This window comes from Clostridium chromiireducens (assembly GCF_003575225.1).
GTDB lineage: Bacteria > Bacillota > Clostridia > Clostridiales > Clostridiaceae > Clostridium > Clostridium chromiireducens.
The window spans coordinates 180,495-204,138 of sequence record NZ_QXDJ01000001.1 but is presented as its reverse complement, the minus strand read 5'-3'; the positions used below and the strand labels follow the sequence as shown (position 1 = coordinate 204,138).

Here is a 23,644-nt window from a genome sequence, read left to right as displayed (position 1 = left end):
TGCTGTATTAAAAGCTTACACGTATCGGTGCTTAGACTATTTATACAGTCATTTGATATTAAATATATAAGACTTTATTTTTCTTTGATTCCCTAATAAGCTAAATTTAGGCACATGAAAGGAAATAATAAATCAAAGATACTCTCTATTTTTTCATGTGCCTTAATTAACATGAAGTGAAAACTCACGTTAATTATTTTTTATTTGATTTCAGTTTCGAACTCAAATTGTCCTTTTACAACTTTATTAATAACAACACTCTTTATTGGATTGTGTTTATCATCAAATTTATAATGAGTAGTTCCGGCATCAACATCTAATTTTGCCATTGCATCTTTAAGTGCAGCTTCATCTGTGCTTCCAGCTTTCTTTATTGATTCTGCTACAATATATACTGAATCGTAGCTAAGTACTGAGAAGGCACTTGGATCGCTGTTATATTCTTTTTTGTAATTATCAACGAACTTTTTGATTGCAGCATTATCTGATTTTAATGATACGTGATCTGTGAAATATGCCCCTTCAACTGCATCTCCACCAACCTGAACTAGACCTGGATCACTCCATGAATCACTACCAAGTAAAGCTGCTTTTATACCAATTTCTCTTGCTTGTTTTGCTATTAATCCTATAGTTGAATAGTTATCTGGAAGATAAAGAACATCAACATTTAAATCTTTAATTTCTGTTAGGAATGCTTTAAAGTCACTTTCCCCAGCATTGTAAGTTTTTTCATAAGCTACAGTACCGCCAAGAGATTCAAAGTTTTTCTTGAATTCTTTTGAAATACCTACACAATAGTCGTTACCAACATCATAAAGCATGGCTACTTTTTTAGCTTTTAAGTTTTGAGCAGCAAATTGTGCACCAACTTTACCTTGTAATGGATCTATAAAACATGCCCTGAATACATAATCTCCACCCTCAGTAGTTACTTTTTCGTTTGTTGACCCTGGTGTAATCATAACTACCTTTGAGTCTTTCGCTACTGCCGCCATTGGAATTGAACATTTACTTGCATATGTTCCAATTATTGCTGCGACCTTATCTTGAGTAATTAATTTTGTAATTGCATTTGGAGCCGTTGATGCTTGATTTTGATCGTCTTCAACAACAAATTCTAATTTTTTACCATTAACTCCTCCGGCTGCATTTATTTCTTTAATTGCAAGTTTTGCTCCATTGTCCATAGCTGCACCTAATGCAGGAACATCGCCAGTTAATGGGAAAACTCCTCCGAGCTTAATCGTGTCACCACCACTATTAGATGAACTTACTTTTGCAGTTTCACTACAACCGACAATCAGTGTAGTTGACAGCATTATTGCTGTCATAGCCCCTAATGTTTTTTTCAATAATGTTTTTCTTATCATGATAACCCCTCCATATTTAAATTTTTTAATATTTCATAATAAGTGAAAGTTGATTCAGATAAGGTTTAATCCCGTTTGAATCTTATATGAACTTATCTAGGGTCATGACACTGTTATTTCCTGCTTGAGAAATAAGAGTATTACAGTGGCTAGACATTAGATAAATTGATAATTCTGAAAACTTATTATAAAAAAAATAGGACTAGTGTTTTTTACACCAGCCCTTGGTTATATGCTATATAATACTATAAATAACTTATTTGTCAATATAGATAATAATTGTTATTTTATGAAAAAAATTATTCTTAAATTATTTAATTATGAAAAAAATAAAATCAAATATGAATTTGAAAGATAGGATAAAAGCAGTAATTTACTGGGTTTGTAGGTATTATAATTTGGAGGAAAAAAAGGCGATAAAAAGCTAAATTAAAATGAAAAGAAACCACTCAAAACGTAAAAAATTTCTTTGGGAAAGTTAAAAATATTAAAAAACGATAAAATTTTTTGAAAAAGATATAAAAACAATAAAATAAACTGTATTTATAAAAAATATTGAAAAAATTTTTTCTGAAATATATGATGGACTTAAGACAATGGTTTACTTTTACAAACCAGATATATTTTAGACAAAGAAGTCAAATTTCACCGTCTAAGATGTATCTGGTTTTTTTATTTTATATAAAGTGAAAGTTGGTTCAGGTGGGGATTTATCCCCAGTTGAATCCTAGTTGAACCAATACCCTTAGGGAATACAATGTCCAGGAGGGTGCAGCCGTTATCTCCTGCTTAAATAAGTGGGAGTGTTACAGATGCTAGCTATCGAATAAAATTTAGGAGGCAGATATATATGGAGAATTTGGGATATTATAATGGGAAGTACGGTTTATTAGAAGAAATGACAATACCTATGAATGATCGTGTATGTTATTTTGGCGATGGAGTTTATGATGCTACCTATAGTAGAAATTATGTGATTTTTGCATTGGACGAGCACATTGAACGTTTTTTTAATAGCGCTGGTCTATTAAAGATAAAAATTCCTTATACAAAGGAACAAGTAAAAGAAATTATAAAAGATATGGTGAAGAAAGTAGATTCAGGAGAACAGTTTGTTTATTGGCAGGTAACAAGAGGAACTGCAATGCGTAATCATGCCTTTCCAGGAGATGAAGTTCCAGCAAACTTGTGGATTATGTTAAAGCCTTTAAAAATCAAGGATATGTCACAAAAAATAAAACTAATCACCTTAGAAGATACGAGATTCTTACACTGTAATATTAAAACATTAAATCTATTACCAAGTGTAATGGCGGCTCAAAAAACCGAGGAAGCAGGATGCCAGGAAGCCGTATTTCATAGAGGCACAAGAGTGACAGAGTGCGCTCATAGTAATGTATCGATTCTAAAAGATGGTATTTTAAAAACTGCACCAGCAGATAATTTGATATTACCTGGGATTGCAAGGGCTCATCTCATCAAAATGTGTAAGCTATTTAGTATTCCCGTTGACGAAACAGCATTCACATTAAAAGAATTGATGGAAGCAGATGAAGTTATAGTTACTAGTTCTGGTCAATTTTGTATAACTGCTTGTGAAATAGATGGAAAGCCCGTAGGAGGAAAGGCTCCAGAGATTGTAAAGAAATTACAGGATGCGCTATTAGTAGAATTTTTAGAAGAAACAAAGGCAGAGTAGGAGGCATCATATGAATCAAGAAGAATTAACAATATTTAATTTGGGAGAAAATCTAGATAATTTAATGAATTTAGACCCAAGAGGATATGGGGTATGCCGAATTTTATATTCTGCTTCGAGGGAATATACAAAGGAACCTCTAACTACGAATGCTGCAAAAAAGTTAGTGAATACATTAAAAGAAGGAGATTTGGTTTATATAATGACTGGATTTGTACTGCTTCCGTTTAAGAAGGCTGAAATGGATGGCATTGTGAGCTCTATTCTTTTAGCAAGATCTTTAATTAAGGCTTTTAATGTAAAACCAGTTATTATATGTCCTGAAGACAATATGGAGGCTGTTAAAAATCTAGCCCAGGTAATGGGATTGCATTTCTATGATAGTATAGAAGAATTAAATGAATATCCCATATCCATATCAGCTGTAGCATTTACAAAAGATGTGAATGAGGCTGAAAAACAGGCTGATGAAATTATATCTAAGGGATTACCAGGTGCAGTTATCAGTATTGAATGTCCTGGGGCTAATTCTGTTGGTACCTATCATAATGCTGTAGGCTTAGATGTTACTGAATTAGAAGCAAAGCAAGATATTCTATTTACTAAATTACAGGATAAAGGCGTTCTTAATATAGCAATAGGAGATCTTGGAAATGAAATAGGTATGGGGACTATTAAAGAGCATTTGGAAGAATATATTCCATATGCAGCTGAAGGAAAATGTAATTGCGGATGTAATGGAGGAATTGCAGTGGACACAAAAGCAGATAATATTATAACTGCTACTGTCTCAGACTGGGGATGCTATGGATTAATTGCAGCAATTGCTTATCTTAGGAAAGATTTAGATATACTACATACAAAAGAATTACAAGAAGAAGCAATGGTGGTTGCATCAAGAAGTGGAATGATAGATATGTATGGATGGCTAGTACCTGCTATAGATGGTTTTGGTTTATCTCTAAATCTTTCAATGGTTAATTTAATGAGAGAATGTGTATCGTATGCTATCAAATTAGAAAAGACATGTGCCACATGGTTTGAAAAGGTCATTGAATTAGGTTTCTATGAAAATGTTATGTAAAGAATCTAAAGGATGGAGGAAGAAAGCATGAATTATTCAGAAATGAAACCTAGTGAGGTTCGTAAATTAATACGTGAAGGTAAGATTACAGGTCCAACTTCAGGAATGTGCGCAGGATATGCTCAAGCTAATTTAGTTATTTTACCAAAGGATTTGGCTTATGAATTTCTTTTATTTACTCAAAGGAATCCAAAATCTTGCCCTATATTAGAAGTTAGTGATGTAGGAAGCAGAAATCTAAAGTATATTGCAGAGGATGCTGATATTGCTAGGGATATTCCTAAATATAGGGTATATGAAGATGGTATATTAACTGGTGAATATACCAGTATAGAGCATCTATGGAGAGATGATTTTGTAAGTTTTTTTATAGGCTGCAGCTTTTCTTTTGAATCAGAACTTTTAGAGGCTGGTGTACCCGTTAGGCATATAGAGGAGAGCTGTAACGTTCCTATGTTTGTAACTAATATAGAATGCGAGCCAGCAGGAATATTTAATGGAAAAATGGTTGTGAGTATGAGACCTATTCCTAATAATCAAGTCGTAAAGTCAGTAATGGTAACAGGTTCTATGCCAAGGGTTCATGGGGCTCCAATTCATATAGGTGATCCTTCTGTTATTGGTATATCAAATATCAATAAGCCTGATTTTGGTGACTGTGTTAAAATAAAGGAAGGAGAAGTGCCAGTGTTTTGGGCTTGTGGAGTTACGCCACAATCAGTAGTTATGAATGTTAAACCTAAAATCGTAATTACACATTCTCCAGGGCATATGCTCATAACAGATACTAAAAATATAGACTTGAAATTTTGAGAGGAGGACACTTATGTATAAGGTAGATTTAAATTGTGATTTAGGAGAAAGCTTCGGAAATTATAAACTTGGTTTAGATGAAGAAGTGATTTCGTATATATCTTCAGCTAATGTAGCATGTGGATTTCATGCGTCAGATCCATTAGTAATGGCTCATACAGTTAAATTAGCCAAAGAATCTGGAGTATGTATTGGAGCACATCCAGGATTTCCTGACTTAGTGGGGTTTGGAAGGAGAAACATAAATGTCTCGCCAAAGGAAGCTAAGGCTATGGTGCAATATCAAATTGGTGCGTTAGATGCTTTTTGCACAGCTGCAGGAATTAAAATGTGTCATGTAAAGCCACATGGTGCTTTATATAATATGGCAGGAAAAGATTTGAAACTTGCCGAGGCTATTTGTGAAGGAATATTTGAAATTAATCCTGAATTAATTTTACTCGCCTTATCAGGAAGTGAAATGGTAAGTGCCGCACAAAGTATAGGATTAAAGGTAGCACGAGAGGCTTTTGCCGATCGTGCTTATGAGGAAGATGGTTCTTTAGTTGCAAGAACCAAAGAGGGAGCGATGATTACAGATGAAGATGTTGCTATTAATAGAGTTATCAAAATGGTAAAAGAAAATAAGGTAGAGGCAATTACAGGAAAAGATATACCTATTAAAGTAGATTCAATATGTGTTCATGGAGATGGAGAGAAGGCTTTAGAGTTTGTAAAAAAAATTAAGGCAAGATTAGAATCGGAAGGTATAAAAATTCTTCCATTAAATGAAGTGATTTAAGTTTCATATGGCTTACTATATATATTCTAAAGAATATTAGAATATATATTCTGAAGAGTATGAACCTATAAAAAAGTGCATTATGACAATTGAAAAATACGTTTTATATAAAGAAGGCTTGTGGTTATGGAAAGATATCTTAGAACTTATGCTGAAATAGATTTGGGTGCTGTTTTAGACAATATAAATGAAATTAAAAAACGAGTAGAAAAAAACACCAAAGTAATGGCAGTAATCAAAGCAGATGGATATGGACATGGTGCTGCCGCCTTAGGAAATTTTTTAAAAACTGAGGTGGATTATTATGGAGTTGCTACAATAGAAGAAGCATTAGAGCTGCGTTATGAAGGGATAGAATTGCCCATATTAATTTTGGGGTATACATCACCAAGTCAGTATACAGACTTAGTAAAAAATGATATTACTCAAACGATATATACTTTGGAAATGGCTAAGGAAATATCAAAAGTGGGGGAAGCATGCGGAAAGCAAGCTAAAATTCATATTGCGCTAGATACAGGAATGACTAGAATTGGTCTTGATGTAGATGAAATAGGTATTTCAGTGGTTGAGAAAATTTCGACTTTACCTAATTTGTTGATTGAAGGTTTATTTACTCATTTTGCGACTGCAGATGAGAAGGAGAAAAGTTATAGTAAATTACAAATGGATAGGTATGATAATTTTGTAAAGTTGCTAGAAAGAAGAGAAATACATATTCCCATTAAGCATATGTGTAATAGCGCCGGAATTATTGAGTTTGATCATCACCGATTTGATATGGTACGAGCAGGAATAATTATTTATGGGCTTTATCCATCTGAAGAGGTTGATAAAAATGCTGTTAAAATTAAGCCGGCATTAGCTTGGAGAACTCATGTAATAAATGTGAAATCTGTAGATGAAGGGCATGGAGTAAGTTATGGAAAAACTTTTATTACTAGAAGTAAAACCAAGATAGCTACTCTTTCGGTGGGATATGCTGATGGATATCCAAGAGCTCTATCATCAAAGGGAAGAGTATTAATTCATGGTGAGTATGCTCCGATTATAGGAAGAATTTGCATGGATCAAATGATGATTGATGTTACACATATAAATGATGTGGAGATTGAAGATGAAGTAACGTTAGTAGGAAAAGATGGCGATAATATTATTTCAGTTGAAGAATTAGCTGGTATGTCTGGGAGTTTTAATTATGAATTTGTCTGTGGAATCGGAAAAAGAGTTCCGAGGGTGTATAGATAAACAAGATGTATATTGGATTTATATGGTGACTCGCCGAAACAACAGAGTATCCATTCTTTCTGGTGTGGCATATATTTCAAAGCATAAGTCTAACTAGTAGTTTGTATATCTATACAAGGAGGATGTGATAAAGTCTGTTTTAGAAGTCAAAATCAGTATTAAGCATACTGATTTATAAGGGTTTATCAAGTGTGAAATATTGGTTGATAACATCCTCCTATACTGAGTATAGTATAGAGAATACTTTAACTTAGTTATTATATAGTTAATAGTTAAATATGAGTATACTATAGAAACAGGGCAATAGAAAATTTTTGGAGGGAACGTAGTTATGGAAAAAAGTAAATTTGAGATTGAAGTTTCACAAATCAGTGAATTTTCAGCTTTGATTGAGTTTGGAAATGAAATTAATGAAGATATAAATAAAATTATAAGAACCTTTTGCGCATATATGGATGAACATCCATTTGAGGGGTTTGTAGAATATATTCCTTACTTTACAAGTGTTTCTGTAATTTACGATCCTTTAAAATTTAACAGTGATTCTCCTTTTGAAATTGTTAAGGTTAATCTAGAAGATATAGTATCTAATCTTGATTTTTCTTATATGGATAAAGAAAATATTGTTGAAATTCCAGTTTGCTACGGTGGTGAGTTTGGACCTGACCTTGAGCATGTTGCTGACATAAATAATATTTCTATAGAGGAAGTAATAAAAATTCATTCTGAAGGAAGATATTTAGTTTATATGATTGGCTTTGCTCCTGGATTTCCTTATTTAGGAGGAATGTCTGAAAAAATAGCTGCTCCAAGGCGTGAAACTCCAAGAACAGTAATTCCAGCTGGAACAGTTGGAATTGCAGGAATGCAGACAGGTGTTTACCCAATAGAAACTCCAGGTGGGTGGCAACTTATAGGAAGAACGCCTATAAAACTATTTGATTTAAATGAAGAACCCAAAAGTCTTTTGAAATCCGGAGATATAGCTAAATTTTATCCTATTTCTTATGATGAATACTTAAGGTTAAAGGAGGAAAAATAGTGAGTATTACTGTTTTAAATCCAGGGCTTCTTACTACTATTCAAGATTTAGGGAGAAATGGATATCAAAAATATGGTGTTATTGTTAGTGGCGCTATGGACACATATGCAATGAGACTTTCCAATATTGTTATTGGAAACAAAGAAACTGAGGGCGTTCTCGAAATTACTATGGTTGGACCAGTATTGCAGCTACAAAAAGGAATATTGTTTTCTATAGCGGGCGCAGATATTTCGCCTACCATTGAAGGTAAAGCAGTTCCTATGAATAGACCTATTTATATAAAGGAAGATTGCATACTTAAATTTGGTGCTTGCAAAAGTGGATGTCGTTCTTATTTGGCAGTAGCTGGTGGTTTTGATATTCCAATTGTAATGGATAGTAAAAGTACATATTTAAGAGCGCAATTAGGTGGACTTGAAGGAAGATCCTTAAGAAAAAATGATGTAATTAATGTCAGTATACAAAGTACAATTTCATCAAGAATAGTAAGCAAATTAATGGAAATTAAATGTGATGGAGATTTTACAGCAGCAAGGTGGTATGTAAAAGGCTATGCTGAGAAGAAGTGTGAAAATACAGTTATCAGAGTTTTTGAAGATAGGCAGTTTAAGTATATTTCCCATGAAAGTATAAATAAATTTTTTAGCTCAGAGTTTAATATAGATACAAAATCTGATAGAATGGGATATCGTTTATATGGCCCTAAAATTCAACTTAAAGAAAAGTTAGAAATGATATCTGAGGAAGTTTCTGTTGGAACTATTCAAATTCCCCCTGATGGAAATCCAATTATTCTTTTAGCTGATAAGCAAACAGCAGGAGGATATCCCAAAATAGCGCATGTAGCATCTGTTGATGTTCAAAAAATAGTTCAGCTTAAGCCTAATGAGAAAGTAACTTTTAAAAAAATTACTCTAAAAGATGCGGAGAAACTATATTTTCAAAGAGAAAAATATATAGATAATATAAAAAAATCTATAAAATTGATAACTATGTAGTTAAATCACATATAATTTAGATTTATAATATAGGTGACTGAAAGAACATAAAGACATATTCTAGAATATAAATTTTACTGACCACAAAATAGTGGTCAGTAAAAAGTATTGATAAAAAGCACCTCTGAAAGTGCTTTTTATTTTAGAATTCTTATGAAGTTTGAGCGATTAGAGTAAGTTTGAACATAAAGTAAAAAAAGACTCTCCTCTACACGAATGTATACATTTTTCATGATATTTTAAGTTATCCTTTACCTGCTTGTTTTATCTAGAACAAATTCATCTAATTTATTACCGTTTAAACCAATGGCACACACCTTAATATAATCAACTTCTATATCTACAACTAAATAATGGTACACTGCAATTGGAGCAACTACAATTCCGCGTTTACTTTTATATTTATCTCTAAGCTTTTCACCACCACCACCAGTAATTACTTGAGTAACTTTTCTTTTATAGCAGTTATCTACATTACCAAAGGAATTATCAACTATTCTTCTTGAGTAGTTATGCTCGTGGCCTGAGAAGACTATATCTATACCACATTCATCAACTATTCTCCAAAAAGCATCCCTATATTCTGGATATAAATCTAGACAATGGCCAAGATGGGCACCAGTAGGAAAGGCCGGGGAATGAATAAAAACAAGCTTATTCTTTATGCATTTAGAAGCTGCTTCTTTAAACCAACTAAGTTGGTCTTCACTAATTTTATGAGTTGAACCAAAGTGGAAGGCATTAAGAATTATAAGCCTTGTATCCTCGAAATCTTTATAATAAACAGTTTTATTATAACCCTCCAGATGAGAGTCGGGGGTTAAGTCGTTATAAATTTGGCTGAGGACTTTTTCAAATTTATCATCTATAGGTTCTATATTAACTTCATGATTGCCTACTATTGGAAGTAATAGTTTGTTGGGATGATATTTCTCAACTATGTTTCGGAATCTACTTAACTGTGAGGTTAGAATTTCTTCTTTGTTGCTGCCTGCAACTGTATCTCCACACATTACAATAAATTGTGGAGATGGTTCTATTTTAGAGCTTTCGTCCATTATTTTTTTTAGCACTTTTTCATTTATCCCACTTTTTTCTTTACCTTTAGAGTCACCAAAAACTATAAATCTCATTGTATACGCTCCTCAAAAAATATTATAAAATATCTATTAATAATTCATCCCTTTTTATTTAACCATTTCTTATAGAGTTCAGGTTTATTGCATTTAACAAAGTTTAAAAAATCTTTTTTGTATCCTAAATCGTCTAAACCTTTAATAATTAAAGAAGGATATATGACTTTCTTTTTCATTGCTCTGGCAGTATCAATGAGCTTAATTCCATTTGAAGGAGTTAGAAAAATATGAAATGGTGCGGCATCTAAGCGTCTATATCCTACTGAATCCATGGCTTCATACAGTTCGATAATTTCAAGTGAAATGCTGTCAGTAAGAGGAGTGGATAATAAGAATTTATCTAATTCTATTCCATTAATGTACTCACGTATTATATAGTTCTCACCAAAGGTGTAGAGCTTAGGAAAATGTGAATCCATTTGTGCCATTGCTAAAGTCTCTATTTCATCTGCACATATTTGCTCTTTTTTAAAGATCTTTATACACTTTTGTGAATCAATTTTATATACTTTACCTTGTGTACCTGACCCTAGAAATTCAAGATTATCTATATCTAAACCAGAGTATTTCTTAATAATAATCACCTTATCAATAAATTAGTGTCAATATTAGCATATGACTAAAAGATGATTTTGCTATATTAAAATTTGTAGGTCGTGTGAATTTAAAGATTATATGTATATATCTAGTCATAATACTGAGAAACTATAATAAAATATTATCAGCATGCAATTTATCCGATAGTTAGCGTCTGCAACACTCCCTCTTCTTAAAGGGAGCGGTAACTGATATACACTCTTGGATGAGGCATCCCTTGAGGGCACATTGTGACCCTTATGGTTATAAGTTCAACTAAAATTCAGATGGATAAAAAACATACCTGAATCAAGTGTCACTTGATACTATATTTTTATGGAAGGGAGGAATTTTATGATTTATAACATTCTAATTGGAGGAGCTGCAGGGCTAGGCATGGAGACTATTTCATCCATATTAGAAAAAGTTCTAAAAAGAAAAGGCTTTGAAATATTTACTATACAAGATTATATGTCAAGAGTAAGAGGTGGGCATAATTTTTTCCAAATACGTTTTGGAAATGAGGAAATAAATTCTCATTGGGATGAGATTGATGGGATAATTGCTTTAGATAAAGAAACAATAGATTTGCATTTAGGTAGATTGAAAGAAAATAGTTTTATCATTTCAGATGAGCAAGTTAAGATTGAAGATAAAAGATTTCTTGGTCTTCCTCTTAAAGCTACATCTAAAAATATTGGAAATTCTAAAGTATACGGAAGTGTAGCACTAGGTGCTTGCATAAAGTTATTTGACATTGATTTAAGCGGTGTTAAGGAAGTGCTCTCAGAGAAGTTTAAAGATGAGATTGCAAATAAAAACTTTAGTGCATTTGAAGAAGGATACAAGCTCGTTACACCTAAATATCAAATTCAGCCTAAGAGCAAAGACAGCAGTGTTTTGCTTGGAGGAAATGATGCTATTGCCCTTGGTGCCCTTGCCGCAGGATGTAAGTTTTACTCCGCATATCCTATGACACCATCAACTAGTATAATGAATTACCTAGCATCAAAAATGAATGAAGCAGAAGTTGTTGTTGAGCAGGCTGAGGATGAAATTGCTTCAATAAATATGGCTATCGGAGCTTCTTATGCAGGGGTTAGGGCTATGACAGGATCATCAGGAGGAGGATTTGCACTGATGGTTGAAGCTGTAGGCTTATCTGGTATGCTTGAGGTGCCTCTTGTAATAGCAGAAATACAAAGACCAGGACCTACCACGGGCTTGCCAACAAGAACAGAACAGGCAGATTTAAGATTTGTTATTTCTTCATCACCAGGAGAAATTCCTAAAATGGTAATAGCACTAAGAGATCCTGAAGATGCATTTTATCAGACAATAAGAGCCTTTAATATTGCAGATAAATACCAAATACCTGTTATTATACTTGGAGATCAATTTTTAGCAGACAGCATAAGAACCATAAAACCATTCGATTTTGATAAAATTAAGGTAGAGAGATGTTTACATGATGATGAATATATTAATGTTAAGGATTATAAGCGTTATGAAATAACAAAGACAGGTATTTCGCCACGTATTACTCCAGGTAAAATACCAGGTCTAACAGTACTTGTTGACAGTGATGAGCATGACGAATATGGTCATATAACAGAATTAGCAGAAATACGAAATAAAATGAATGATAAGAGACTTAGAAAGATTGAATACCTAAAAGAGGAACTTTTAGAACCAGAATTAATAGGAGAAGAAAATGCAGATACTTTACTGTTGGCATGGGGATCATTGTATAGCCCAGTCAAGGAAGCTGTAAAACTTTTAAATCAACGTTCGGGAAAAAATAAATATTGCTCATTAATATTTGGCGATATATGGCCTTTACCAGATAAAGAGCTCAATAAGTATGCTAAAAAGGTAAAAAGTATAATAAATATAGAACAAAATGCTACTGGCCAATTAGCAGGTCTTATAAGGGAATGCACTGGTATTGAATGTAATAGCAGCATCTTAAAATATGATGGAAGACCTATTTCATCTCAGGAAATATATAATAAGTTAACTGGAGGTGAGCAATAATGGATAAGGAGATATTCTTAACATCAGAAACAGCTTGGTGTCCGGGTTGCGGAGATCATAACATTCTTGATGCTCTTAAGCAATCGCTTATAGCTTTGGGAAAAGCGCCACACGAAGTACTTATTGTCGGTGGGATAGGCCAAGCAGCTAAAACACCGCAGTATATAAATACTAATGGATTCTGCGGTCTACATGGGAGATCGTTGCCACCGGCAGTTGCAGCAAAAATTGTGAATAAAGAATTAACTGTCATAATAAATACTGGTGAAGGTGACTGTTATGGTGAAGGTGGAAATCACTTTATTCATAATATTAGACGAAACGTTGATATAACACAATTTGTTCACGATAACCAAATATATGGATTAACAAAAGGGCAAGCTTCACCTACGACTGATATAGGACATGTAACAGATGTTCAACCAAATGGATCAAATAATATTCCAATGAATCCTGTGGCTTTAGCGATAACTCTTGGTGCTGGTTTTGTTGCAAGAGCATTTAGTGGAGATAAAGAACATTTAAAAGAAATTATGATTGAGGCTATTAAACACAAAGGATATGCCATTGTTGATATCTTACAGCCATGTGTATCATTCAACAAAATTAATACATTCCAATGGTATAACAAAAGAGTTTATAAGCTAGGAAAGGAATACAATCCGAGTGATAAATTAAAAGCTATTGAAAAATCTATGGAGTGGGGAGATAAAATTCCTTTAGGAATTTTATATAAGGAAGAAAAGTCTGATTTTCATGATAAAGTTAGTTTCTTAAAAGACAATAAATCGCTTGTAGAGAGTGAAGTTAAAACAATTAAAATTAAGGAATTTATGAAAGATTTTGTTTAGTATAGAAGAATGCTTAAAATAATAAAAATTAGTTATTAATCTTAATGAAGAACCTGCTATGCATAATTTATGTATAGCAGGTTTTCTAGGTGAGAAAATATTGATTTTTGTTTATTTTGAACAAAAACACGAACGATTAAAGAAGAAATCTTAAAAAAATACACAAAAATATTAAAATACTATTGATTTATGTCGTAAATTATTGTAGGATTATGTATGTAAAATAAAGCTCTATATATTGCATGAAAAATATATTACATGATATATTTGTTTTGCTGAATTTTCGGTAAAAATGAAAAATATAGAAAGTAGTATTTTTACACGTTATATATAAAAAATGAAATTTTACCCGTATATGCTTAGAAATAAGGTCTAAGCGTCTCTACCGGACTACCGTAAATTGTCTGACTATGGGTGTTTATAGATGCTTGATTTCTATAAACCCCTTTGTAATAACACAAAGGGGTTTATATTTTTGAAAGGTATCTTTAAATTCTTGTTATTATTTTTCATATTTTTTCATTGTTAGTGCAACATACTAACAAAGATATTATTTTAGAGTAGAGAATATTATTTATTTGTTTAACTCAAAAATAGGAGGAATTATTGTGGACAATGTTTCAAAAAAATCGGTAAAAACAACGGAGGAGAATGGTATGTTAGAAAAAATATTTCATCTATCAAAAAACAAAACAACTGTAAAAACAGAAATATTAGCAGGTATAACAACTTTTTTAACTATGGCGTATATCTTAGTGGTAAATCCAAGTATTTTAAGTCAATCAGGTATGGACATAAAAGCAGTATTTACAGCAACAGCTTTAGCTTCTTGTATTGGAACTATAATTATGGCCCTTGTTGCTAATTATCCATTTGGTATGGCACCAGGTATGGGATTAAATGCATTTTTTACATTTACAATTTGTTTAACAATGAAGTTTTCATGGCAAACAGCTTTAGCTGCTTCATTAATTGAAGGTCTTATATTTTTAGCTCTTAATTTATTTAAAATAAGACAAATGATTATTGATAGTGTTCCACAAACTTTAAAGTATGCAATTAGTATAGGTATTGGTTTCTTTATAGCTTTTATCGGATTACAAGATGCAGGTATAATTGTTGCTAATCAAGCGACATTAGTAGGTTTAGCAAGTTTAAAAAGTGTTACAGTTATATTAGCCTTTTTTGGGGTAGTATTAATAGCTGTACTATATCATAAAAATATAAAAGGTTCATTCATTATTGGAATGTTCTCTGTTTACATACTTGGAGTAGTATTTGGAGTGGCACAATTACCAAGTGGAATAGTATCACTTCCACCATCAGTTGCGCCAGTATTCATGCAATTTGATTTTAAGAGTGCAATGGTTATAGGAATAATTCCAGCAATTATGACTATGCTATTTATAGATATATTTGATAGTATCGGTACGTTAATAGGTTTAGCTTCAAAAGCAGGATATTTAGATGAACAAGGGAATGTAAAAAATGCAGATAAAGTTTTAACTGCAGATGCTGTTGGTTCAACAATAGGTGCATGTTTAGGAACATCTACACCAGTTGCGTTTATAGAATCAGCTGCAGGTATTGCAGAAGGTGGAAGAACTGGATTAGCTGGTTTAACAATCGCTGGAATGTTCTTCTTATCATTATTCTTTTCACCAATTTTAACTGCTATACCAGGCTTTGCTTCAGGACCAGTTCTAATTGTTTTAGGATTATTAATGATGGAACCAATAACAAAAATAGATTTTTCAGATTTCACTGAAGGATTACCTGTATTCCTTACATTAATATTAACACTATTAACATATTCAATTACAGATGGTTTAGCATTTGGATTCATATCATATGTGTTAATAAAATTATTCACAGGTAAATCAAAAGATATCCCTACACCGATGTATGTTATTTCAATTTTGTTTATCATAATGTTCGCGATTTAATATAAATTAGAGTTGAAAATTATTAATTATACTTCATAGTGGTATGAAACCACTATGAAGTATTTTTTGGTTTGATTACATTGGAATTAAATTTTATTGAATAAGAAATTATTAGGTAATAAATAATAGTATAATAATGTTATAATTATTATGTGAAATATATGGAAAGATAGGAGTAGTTAAGATGAATATTGATATTTTAAAAAATTATGCAGAACTTATAGTTAAGACAGGAATAAACTTACAAGATAAACAACAATTACTCATTAATTCACCAATTGAGTGTGCTGAATTTGCTAGAATAATAGCTGAAAAGGCTTATGAAGCAGGTGCTATAAATGTCATAGTAGAGTATAATGATGAAGAGCTTGCTTTAATAAAATATAATAAAGCTCCAATTGAAAGCTTTGAAAAGGAACCAACTTATGTTGCATTATCAAGAGAGGAGCTTATAAGGGAAAAAACTGCATTTATAAGTATATCAGCTCGAGATCCAGAACTGTTAAGTGGTGTAGATCCGAATAAAATCTCTACTTTAGCTAAGACCACAAGTAAGACAATGAGAAAAGTTAGTTCATCTATGATGAGCAATGAAGTTCAGTGGTGTGTTGTTTCTATACCTACAAAAGGATGGGCTAAAAAAGTATTTCCTGATGTATCAGAAGCAGAAGCAGTGGAAAAACTTTGGAATTCGATATTCAGCATAGTAAGAGTTGATAAGGAGTCACCAGTTTCTGAGTGGAATGAACATCTAGAAAATCTTAAGAAGAGAAAAGATTATTTGAATGAAAAAAACTTTAAATATCTTCATTATAAATCAGAGGGGACAGACTTAACTGTAGAGCTGCCAGAGGGGCATCTATGGCTAAGTGGTGAAGAGAGTACTAAAGATGGTATTACCTTTGTAGCAAACATACCAACTGAAGAAGTATTTACCCTTCCAAAGAAGGATGGGGTAAATGGATATGTTACAAGTAAAAAGCCATTAAATTATGGTGGAAATGTTATAGATAACTTTAAGCTGACATTTAAAGATGGAAAAATAATTGATTTTAATGCTGAAAAGGGAGAAGAAATTTTAAAAGGACTTTTAGATACTGATGAAGGTGCAAGGTACTTAGGAGAGGTTGCATTAGTAGGTCATGATTCACCAATATCAAATTCAGGATTAATATTTTTTAATACATTATTTGATGAAAATGCATCTTGCCATTTTGCTTTTGGAAAAGCATATCCAAGTTGCTTAAAAGATAGTGACAATATGTCAGAAGAAGAACTTTTATCAAAAGGCGTGAATGATTCATTAACTCACGTTGATTTCATGATAGGTTCAGCAGAACTTGAAATAATAGGTGAAACTATTGGCGGAGATAAAATTCAAGTGTTTAAAAATGGTGATTGGGTTATATAATCCATAACCTAAATTTGAAGTGTAAAAGAGAAGTAATATATAAGGATATTGAGTAGCTAACTGAATTTGTTAGCATTCAATATCTTTTTTTGAAATAGGTAATATTTTTTATTAAGATAAATTAGATATACTGACGAAGAGAAGACCGATGATTAAAACCTATAATAACATTAATTGACGAAGAGCACGTAAAAAAGTATAATGGTAATTAAATGCAAGTATTACAGAAAAGGGAGAATTTATGTTATGGTAAAGTGTAAAAATCTTTTTGAAAATAAAAATATTGAGGTAATAGAATCTAAAGGTGATGTAAAGGTTATTGAGTATAAGAAAGATTTGAGTGTGAATACTACAAGTGCAATGACAGCCTATTTTGCTTCGGAAATGAATGTTAGAAGAAGGCAAGTTCTAATTGAATTAAACGGAAACGCGTATACTATTAGTGCTGGAGCAATGCAATGGACAGCAGGAGCAGTTAGCATGGGCGCGGATGTCAAAGGATTTGGTGATTTACTTGGTAAAGCTCTATCTTCTAAAGTAACAAAAGAATCCGCAATAAAACCTAAATATCAAGGGAATGGGTTGTTAATGTTAGAGCCTACATATAAGCATATTTTACTTGAAGAAGTTTCAGAATGAGATGGAATGGTTTTAGATGACGGATTATTTCTTGCTTGCGATTCAAGAATTCAGCAAAAAGTTGTAGCTAGAACAAATCTTTCCTCAGCAGTACTTGGAAAAGAAGGATTATTTAACTTATGCCTCAAAGGTCAAGGGATAGCAGTATTAGAAAGTCCGGTTCCAAGAGATGAGCTTATAGAATTTGTGCTGGAAAATGATGAGGTAAGAATTGATGGAAATTTTGCTATTGCGTGGTCTAATTCTTTAGAATTTAGAGTTGAAAAATCAGGCAAAAGTTTAATTGGATCAGCTGTTTCAGGTGAAGGATTTGTGAATGTATATAGGGGAACCGGAAAGATACTTATGGCTCCAATAGCGTAAAGAACCTGAATAAAACAAAAAATAAAAATAAGAATTGATAATAAATAAATATCAATTCTTATTTTTATTATTTTTATCTGTTCTATGCATGTCTAAAAATTAATAATTATTCTCAATATTTATATTACATAGTGAGAATAAATTTTTATTGACATAATACACTATTGGCAAATTTAAGAGTTAATAGTTGTTGAAGCTTTTATTCACAATCAGATAATGATAATTCTGATTATCTTTTTACTTTCGTGCCAAAAGTTTGATCCCACATATTCAAAGCTTCCATAAAAGTAGATGTATCTAATTGTGTTGAAGTTGGAAGCGTTTGTATAGAAGTCTCATAAGATTGCCTTATAGCTGGTTTAACTTTATCTTGACTTTCTTTAGGAGCCATATCAAGGGTAACATCCTTAACTGAAGGGCCTGGATAAAAATAGCCGCTATCATATGTTATTGCCTGCATTTTTGGTGTCATAAGCCATTCCATTAGTTTTAAAATAGCATTTTTTTGTTCGTCGCTAAGTCCTTTTGGAATAGCCATGTATTGGGCATCGGCTACCAAGGTAGTATTGTTTAAAAAGAATCCTTGATAATTTTGTGGAATACCACCTATAATTCTTTGATTCATATCCCATCCTAATTGACTTGCTATAATTGATCTCTTACCATCCTTTAATTCTGTAAATGAAGTACCAGTCTTTGCTGGATAATAATCTATATATTGATCTAGTTCTTTAAGGAAAGCCCAAGTCTTGTCCCAAGTTTTAGGATCTTTAGGGTTTTTATCTCCTAAAATATAAGGTAATCCTTGAAGAAATATTCTTCCGGGTCCTGAGCTAGCTGGTCTTGCATATGTAAATTTACCTGGATTAGCTTTAACAAAAGCTAAAAGTTCTTCAGGAGTATTCGGTACATTTTTAACAGCGTCTGGGTTATAAGTAAAGAACGGACCGCTAGGGGAATATACATAAGTGATACCATAACCTTTTACTAAATCATATGTAGCTTTGGCACCAGCGCTATAATTACTTTCTAAATTAGGAAAGTTGTTTTCATAAGTTGGCATAATATTTTCAATAACATCTCTTTCTATGCACGTAGAAAGACCATCAATTCCAGTGAAAATTAAGCCGGTTTGCATATTTTCAGATAAAATTTGAGCTTTTAGTAAAGATGGTGCTTCTAAGGCAGTAGATTTTTTTACTACGACATCTCCGATTAAGCCAGGATTTTCAGCCTTAAATTGATCTATAGCGTCTCCAACTAACTGCATACTCCCTGAAATATCTATTATGTTTAATGTAATAGGTTGTGAAACTTTTGGAGTGTTTTTCAAACCACAACTTGTTAATATAGTTGTCATAAAAACTATCACAAGCGCGATATTTAAAGATTTCAACTTTTTCATAATTATCCTCCATTTTTATTTATAAAATGTTTTGCAATTTATTTTGAATAAAATATTTAAGTATAATATAGGAACTATGTATAAAAGAAACTATAATTTGAATTTATTTACTTCATTCATCATAGAATTTGTTAAGTTTGATAAAGTTTGTGCTGAATTCGCCACATCGTTAAATGATGAATTTATTTGCTGTACTGAAGCTGCTATTTCTTCTGCTGAAGCTGCATTTTCTTCTGATACTCCAGAAATATCTAAGGTTCTTGAAATTATAAGATCTTTTTCAACATTTATATCTTCAATAGATTTATTTATGCTATCTACTCGCGGTAGTATAGAATTAATAGCTTTAAATATCACAGCAAAAGATTTTATAGAATCTTCGATTAGTGTTGACTGATTGATTAAACTATCTTTACCTAAATCAGTAGTAGTAACTGCTACTTGGGCTTCTTTATTAATATTCGAAATTAAGCCACTTATATTGCTAGCAGATACTTTAGATTGTTCTGCTAATTTTCTGATTTCTTCAGCAACTACAGAAAATCCACGACCAACTTCTCCTGCTCGAGCGGATTCTATGGCAGCATTTAATGCTAATAAATCTGTTTGCTCGGCAATGGAATTAATAATAATTGTTATGTTATTTACTTCTTCTACGTGGTTGTCTAAATCAACGACTTTATTTCTTACAGTATCAAAAGATTCGTTTACATTTTTTATAGAATCAAATAAAAACTTCAATTTGGAATTACTATCTTCTGCCATAGTATTAATGTTATGTATATTCGAACTTACATCATTAATAGATGAAGTTATTTGATCTAATGAATCAGCAAACTTATCCAAGGAGGACTTTACATTTATTAAATCGTTAGATTGATCATTTGCAGCAGTAGCTACTTCTTGAACGGCTGCATTTATCTCTTGTGCAGATGAAGACATTTCATCTGAAGCCACTAATAAGTTATTTGCTTGCATATTTACAACATTCGTTGAAGTTTTTACTTCTTCAAGCATAAGTGAAATGTTTGAAATTGTCTTGTAAATTGACTTTTTCATTCTTCCAAACTCATTTTTAAAGGTGGTATTAATTTTTATACTGAAATCACCTTGTGCAACAGTATCCAAATCAGAAATAATTTCCTGCATAGATTTTCTTATGACTAAAACTATAATTGAAGAAACTGCTATCATTAAAATGAAACCGATTATAAAGGTTATAAAGAAAATGCCAGTACTTCTTGTATACAAATAGATATTATCATTTTGAAGATTATTAGCTGTATTTGAACTATACGTTACTAAATTATCAAGGAAAAGCTGCATTTCATTTCCGAGTTGGTTGAATTTTTCTAAGTCTATCCCATATAATTTATTACCTTTTTCAAGATCTTTAATTTGTGAATAATACTTATTAGAATCATTTTTAAATTCATTTAAATTATTTTTTTCTATGGAACCTAAAGATAAATTTTCATATGCGCCCACCATGTCGTTCATAGCTTTATAGTCGTTATCTATAGAAGCAACATCATCAGCATTAAAATCCGAAATAGAGATTCTATTAACATTTAATCTTATATTTGAGTACTTTTGTCTAATTTCCTCTGTTTTCATAATTTTTGTTAATGCACCATCATACATTAATGAGGAATTTTTGTTAATCGTTTTCATATTGCTATAACCAACAATAGCAATAGAGAAAGACACTATTGTAGATAAAATAACCATTAATATAATAAGATTAATAACTTTAATATTTCTCAGCATATTATTACCCCTTTCAAAATAAAAAATATTGTTATAATTTAGATATTATATTGAAAATAAATATAGTTAAAATTAGAAATTTAGCTTGTGAATAAAATATATACCTTATATAGACATTTTTCTTTAATTTACTCACTATTTCAAGATATATCACTTTTTTAGGATAATTAAATCAATATTCTACATATTATAACAATAATTTAGATAAAAAAGGAATCATAAAAATAATAGTTTAATTTAAATATTATTTTTAGAAATTATAAAATATCCACTTGACATTGTAAACGGTTATGATAAAATAAAAACATAACTACCATACAAGTATGGCAGAAAACACTTATATTCGAAAGTAATATAATTATTTGATAATAATGTTATAAGTTAAAATTAACTACCATACAAGTATGTTAGTTGGAGCTTTCGAAATATAAAAGATGAAGTTATAGAAATTCAACTACCATACAAGCATGGTAGTATGAGAGGAGAATATCAAGATGGTTTTAGAAATGAAAAAAAATACAACAAGTAAAACCATATATTATGCGCTTCGAGAAGAAATTATTAATTTATATCTTGAGCCAGGCACAAGCATTTCAGAGAAAGAGCTTTCAGAAAAATATAGTGTAAGTAGAACTCCGGTTAGAGAAGCGCTTGTTCGCTTAGCGCAAGAAGGATTAGTAAATATTTACCCTCAAAAAGGCACAGTTATTTCTTTAATTGATTTATCAGCTGTTGAAGATGGCAGATTCTTACGTGAACATTTAGAAAGAGCTGTAGTAAAGGAAGCGTGCAGAGAATTTTCTCCAGAAAATATATTGGCACTAGAAATGAATTTGAAGCTTCAAAAAATGTATATAGAAAACCATGATTATAAAAAATTATTTGAAGCAGATGAAGAATTTCATAAGATAATTTTTGAAGGAAGTAATAAAAAAAGAATATGGGATAGCATAAATGATGGTAGTACCGAGTTTCAAAGAATTCGTATGCTTAGATTAACAGCTAACTCTAGCTGGGATAATATTTATTTACAGCATCAAGAAATATTTGATGCTATAAAAAACAAAGACCCAGAGAAAGCAGAAGAATTCATGAAGGAACATTTAAATATGGTTACTTTTGATAAAAATGAAGTAAGAGAAATCTATCCGAATTATTTTAAATAATAAATTAATTCTAGATTATTCTTAGCTAATAATTAAGGGAGGTGAGGCTTATATAAAGTATGAAATTTGAACCATTTAGGTTCCTAAAGAAATTATATAGCTGAACTAAAGTTAAATAAAATGCAAGTAAAAATGCAGGAGGGATATTACTATGAAAATGGGATTTAGATGGTACGGTGAAGGAAATGATACCGTAACACTTGAGCAAATCAAACAAATTCCAGGCGTGGAATCAATTGTTTGGGGTCTTCATGACATGGCGGCTGGAGAAGAATGGCCAATGGAAAAAATTCTTAAAGTTAAGGAATCAACTGATAAATATGGATTTAACCTTGATGTTGTTGAAAGTGTTAATGTTCATGAAGATATTAAGTTAGGTTTACCAACAAGAGATAAATATATTGAAAATTATAAAAAGACAATAGAAAAGTTAGCAAAGGTTGGGGTTAAGGTAATCTGCTATAACTTTATGCCTGTATTTGACTGGTTAAGAACAGACTTATATAAAAAAGCAGAAGATGGATCAACAGCTCTTTTCTATGAAAAAGCAAGAATTACTGACATAGATCCAATGGAACTAGTTAATAAAATTGCATCGAATCCAGATCTTACAATGCCAGGTTGGGAACCAGAAAGATTAAAGAATTTAACACAGCTTTTTGATGCTTATAAAAATGTAACAGAAGAAGATTTATGGAATAACTTAAAATATTTCTTAGAACAAATTATTCCAGTAGCTGAAATTAACGATATTAAGATGGCTATTCATCCGGATGATCCACCTTGGCCAATATTTGGACTACCAAGAATAGTTAAAAATAGAGATAACTTAGCAAGATTATTAAAACTTGTTGATAATCCATATAATTGTCTTACTCTTTGTAGTGGTGCTATAGGCTCAGATCCTAATAATGATGTGCCAGCAATGATAAGAGAATTTGGTGATAGAATTGCTTTTGCACATATTAGAAATGTAAAGATTTATGAAAATGGTGATTTTATCGAAACTTCGCATAGAACTTGTGATGGTTCATTAGATATATGTGATATAGTAAAAGCTTATCATGAAGTTGGATTTACTGGATATGCAAGACCAGACCATGGAAGACATATTTGGAATGAACAATGTAGACCAGGTTATGGACTTTATGATAGAGCACTTGGAATCATGTATATATGGGGAATATGGGATACATTACAAAGAAATAAATAGGCATATAGAGGCAAAATGAAATTGGTATGTCCAAGAAAATCTTGTCTCTGGGAATTTTAATATACAAAAGACAATTGATATTAATCCTAT

General features: G+C 31.6%; 18 protein-coding genes, 1 pseudogene and 1 riboswitch. Of the genes and pseudogenes, 14 read left to right on the top strand and 5 right to left on the bottom strand.

Going from position 1 to position 23,644, the window contains the following annotated elements:
• Positions 1 to 200: 200 nt before the first annotated feature.
• Positions 201 to 1,373 carry an ABC transporter substrate-binding protein gene (locus D2A34_RS00840; RefSeq protein WP_079438693.1) on the bottom strand — a complete coding sequence of 391 codons (1,173 nt, stop codon included), beginning with the start codon at positions 1,371 to 1,373 and terminating at the stop codon, positions 201 to 203.
• An 850-nt stretch (positions 1,374 to 2,223) separates the two neighbouring features.
• On the opposite strand from D2A34_RS00840, the gene D2A34_RS00835 reads away from it, so the two are divergent.
• From D2A34_RS00835 to D2A34_RS00805, 7 genes are all read left to right on the top strand, one after another.
• The gene (locus D2A34_RS00835; RefSeq protein WP_079438694.1) at positions 2,224 to 3,072 is read left to right on the top strand and encodes a D-amino acid aminotransferase; all 849 of its coding nucleotides are present in this window, start codon (positions 2,224 to 2,226) and stop codon (positions 3,070 to 3,072) included.
• Positions 3,073 to 3,082: 10 nt separating this feature from the next.
• Positions 3,083 to 4,156 (top strand): DUF4392 domain-containing protein, encoded by a 1,074-nt coding sequence (locus D2A34_RS00830; protein ID WP_079438695.1) that lies wholly within the window; start codon positions 3,083 to 3,085, stop codon positions 4,154 to 4,156.
• A 27-nt stretch (positions 4,157 to 4,183) separates the two neighbouring features.
• Positions 4,184 to 4,969: a putative hydro-lyase gene (locus D2A34_RS00825; protein ID WP_079438696.1), complete on the top strand. Its 786-nt coding sequence runs from the start codon at positions 4,184 to 4,186 to the stop codon at positions 4,967 to 4,969.
• Positions 4,970 to 4,982: 13 nt separating this feature from the next.
• Entirely contained in the window at positions 4,983 to 5,750 is a 768-nt protein-coding gene (locus tag D2A34_RS00820; RefSeq protein ID WP_079438697.1) for a LamB/YcsF family protein, read from the top strand.
• A gap of 126 nt (positions 5,751 to 5,876) precedes the next feature.
• Positions 5,877 to 6,998: an alanine racemase gene (alr, locus tag D2A34_RS00815; RefSeq protein WP_119365434.1), complete on the top strand. Its 1,122-nt coding sequence runs from the start codon at positions 5,877 to 5,879 to the stop codon at positions 6,996 to 6,998.
• Between the two features lie 331 nt (positions 6,999 to 7,329).
• Positions 7,330 to 8,040, top strand: a complete 711-nt coding sequence (gene pxpB / locus D2A34_RS00810; protein WP_119365433.1) for a 5-oxoprolinase subunit PxpB — start codon at positions 7,330 to 7,332, stop codon at positions 8,038 to 8,040.
• Positions 8,040 to 9,041, top strand: a complete 1,002-nt coding sequence (locus tag D2A34_RS00805) for a 5-oxoprolinase subunit C family protein (protein WP_119365432.1) — start codon at positions 8,040 to 8,042, stop codon at positions 9,039 to 9,041. Before pxpB ends, D2A34_RS00805 begins: the two co-directional genes overlap by 1 nt.
• Positions 9,042 to 9,292: 251 nt before the next feature.
• Here the strand turns inward: D2A34_RS00805 and D2A34_RS00800 are convergent, their stop codons facing one another.
• Together D2A34_RS00800 and D2A34_RS00795 are read right to left on the bottom strand one after the other, a co-directional pair.
• Complete coding sequence (locus D2A34_RS00800; protein WP_119365431.1) at positions 9,293 to 10,174, bottom strand: metallophosphoesterase family protein; 882 nt, start codon at positions 10,172 to 10,174, stop codon at positions 9,293 to 9,295.
• A 44-nt stretch (positions 10,175 to 10,218) separates the two neighbouring features.
• Complete coding sequence (locus D2A34_RS00795; RefSeq protein ID WP_182629286.1) at positions 10,219 to 10,761, bottom strand: hypothetical protein; 543 nt, start codon at positions 10,759 to 10,761, stop codon at positions 10,219 to 10,221.
• 346 nt (positions 10,762 to 11,107) lie between these two features.
• Between D2A34_RS00795 and D2A34_RS00790 the strand changes: the two genes are divergently transcribed.
• From D2A34_RS00790 to D2A34_RS00770, 5 genes and pseudogenes are all read left to right on the top strand, one after another.
• Entirely contained in the window at positions 11,108 to 12,790 is a 1,683-nt protein-coding gene (locus tag D2A34_RS00790; protein ID WP_119365430.1) for a 2-oxoacid:acceptor oxidoreductase subunit alpha, read from the top strand.
• Entirely contained in the window at positions 12,790 to 13,641 is an 852-nt protein-coding gene (locus D2A34_RS00785; RefSeq protein WP_119365429.1) for a thiamine pyrophosphate-dependent enzyme, read from the top strand. The genes D2A34_RS00790 and D2A34_RS00785 overlap by 1 nt, the downstream gene beginning before the upstream one ends.
• Positions 13,642 to 13,970: 329 nt before the next feature.
• Positions 13,971 to 14,072, top strand: a riboswitch (purine riboswitch).
• 225 nt (positions 14,073 to 14,297) lie between these two features.
• Positions 14,298 to 15,587: an NCS2 family permease gene (locus D2A34_RS00780; protein ID WP_079438710.1), complete on the top strand. Its 1,290-nt coding sequence runs from the start codon at positions 14,298 to 14,300 to the stop codon at positions 15,585 to 15,587.
• 184 nt (positions 15,588 to 15,771) lie between these two features.
• The gene (locus tag D2A34_RS00775; protein ID WP_079438704.1) at positions 15,772 to 16,998 is read left to right on the top strand and encodes an aminopeptidase; all 1,227 of its coding nucleotides are present in this window, start codon (positions 15,772 to 15,774) and stop codon (positions 16,996 to 16,998) included.
• A 246-nt stretch (positions 16,999 to 17,244) separates the two neighbouring features.
• A pseudogene (locus tag D2A34_RS00770) lies at positions 17,245 to 18,000 on the top strand (AIM24 family protein).
• A gap of 229 nt (positions 18,001 to 18,229) precedes the next feature.
• On the opposite strand, the gene D2A34_RS00765 reads toward D2A34_RS00770, so the two are convergent.
• Positions 18,230 to 19,405 (bottom strand): ABC transporter substrate-binding protein, encoded by a 1,176-nt coding sequence (locus tag D2A34_RS00765; protein WP_119365428.1) that lies wholly within the window; start codon positions 19,403 to 19,405, stop codon positions 18,230 to 18,232.
• A gap of 90 nt (positions 19,406 to 19,495) precedes the next feature.
• Positions 19,496 to 21,175: a methyl-accepting chemotaxis protein gene (locus D2A34_RS00760; protein ID WP_119365427.1), complete on the bottom strand. Its 1,680-nt coding sequence runs from the start codon at positions 21,173 to 21,175 to the stop codon at positions 19,496 to 19,498.
• A 494-nt stretch (positions 21,176 to 21,669) separates the two neighbouring features.
• Here D2A34_RS00760 and D2A34_RS00755 point away from each other — a divergent pair, with 494 nt between their 5' ends.
• Both D2A34_RS00755 and uxuA read left to right on the top strand, forming a co-directional pair.
• Positions 21,670 to 22,341: a GntR family transcriptional regulator gene (locus D2A34_RS00755; protein WP_079440901.1), complete on the top strand. Its 672-nt coding sequence runs from the start codon at positions 21,670 to 21,672 to the stop codon at positions 22,339 to 22,341.
• Between the two features lie 151 nt (positions 22,342 to 22,492).
• Positions 22,493 to 23,554: a mannonate dehydratase gene (uxuA, locus tag D2A34_RS00750; protein WP_079440902.1), complete on the top strand. Its 1,062-nt coding sequence runs from the start codon at positions 22,493 to 22,495 to the stop codon at positions 23,552 to 23,554.
• Positions 23,555 to 23,644: the final 90 nt, after the last annotated feature.